A 1,025-nucleotide genomic window follows, 5' to 3' on the forward strand; every position below is an offset into this window, starting at 1 on the left:
GCGTACCCTCAGACACCCGGAGTCGCCGTGATGAATCCAAAAATCCGCCTGTTGATCGTCGATGATTCGGCCCTGGTCCGTCAAACCCTGACGGACATCTATTCCTCGGATCCGGACATCGAAGTCATTGGCGCGGCCAGCGATCCTTTTGTCGCGGCGGAAATCATGCGCGAGATCATCCCGGACGTCATCTCCCTGGACGTGGAAATGCCGCGCATGGACGGCATCACCTTTCTAAAAAAAATCATGACCCAGCATCCCATCCCGGTCATCATCTGCTCCACCCTGACCGAAAAAAACGCCGAAACCACCATGAAGGCTCTGGAATACGGGGCGGTGTCCATCATCCAAAAGCCCAAGGTCGGCACCAAGCAATTCATGGAGGAATCCCGGATCATGCTCTGCGACGAGGTCAGGGCCGCGGCCAAGGCCAAGGTCCACCCCCATGTTCCGCCCATGAAGGTCAGTCAAAAGCTCTCGGCCGACGCCATCCTGCCAAGGCCCTTGTCCAACGCCATGATCCAGACCACCGAAAAAGTCGTGGCCGTCGGCGCCTCGACCGGCGGCACCGAGGCCCTGCTGACCCTGCTCCAGGCCATGCCCGTGGATTGTCCGGGCATCGTCGTGGTCCAACACATGCCGGAAAAATTCACGGCCGCCTTTGCCCAGCGCCTGAACACATTATGCGATATCGAGGTCAGGGAAGCCACGGACGGGGATTCCGTGCTGCGCGGCCAAGCCCTGATCGCGCCCGGCAACCGGCACATGCTCCTCAAACGCAGCGGTGCTCGTTATTATGTGCAGATCAAGGACGGGCCGCTGGTCTCGCGCCACCGGCCCTCGGTGGATGTGCTGTTTCGTTCGGCGGCCCGCTATGCGGGCAAGAACGCCGTGGGCGTGATCATGACCGGCATGGGCGACGACGGCGCCAAGGCCATGCTCGAAATGCACGAAGCCGGCGCCGTGACCGTGGCCCAGGACGAGGCCTCGTGCGTGGTCTTCGGCATGCCCGGCGAGGCCATCAA

At 61.8% G+C, this 1,025-nt stretch carries 1 protein-coding gene; it reads left to right on the forward strand.

The features are described from left to right. Nucleotides 1-30: 30 nt before the first annotated feature. A partial coding sequence (locus EOL86_15645; GenBank protein ID NCD27004.1) for a chemotaxis response regulator protein-glutamate methylesterase occupies nt 31-1,025 on the forward strand: 995 nt, incomplete at its 3' end.

It is taken from the genome of Deltaproteobacteria bacterium (genome assembly GCA_009930495.1).
In the GTDB taxonomy this organism is placed as follows: Bacteria; Desulfobacterota; Desulfovibrionia; order Desulfovibrionales; family Desulfomicrobiaceae; genus Desulfomicrobium.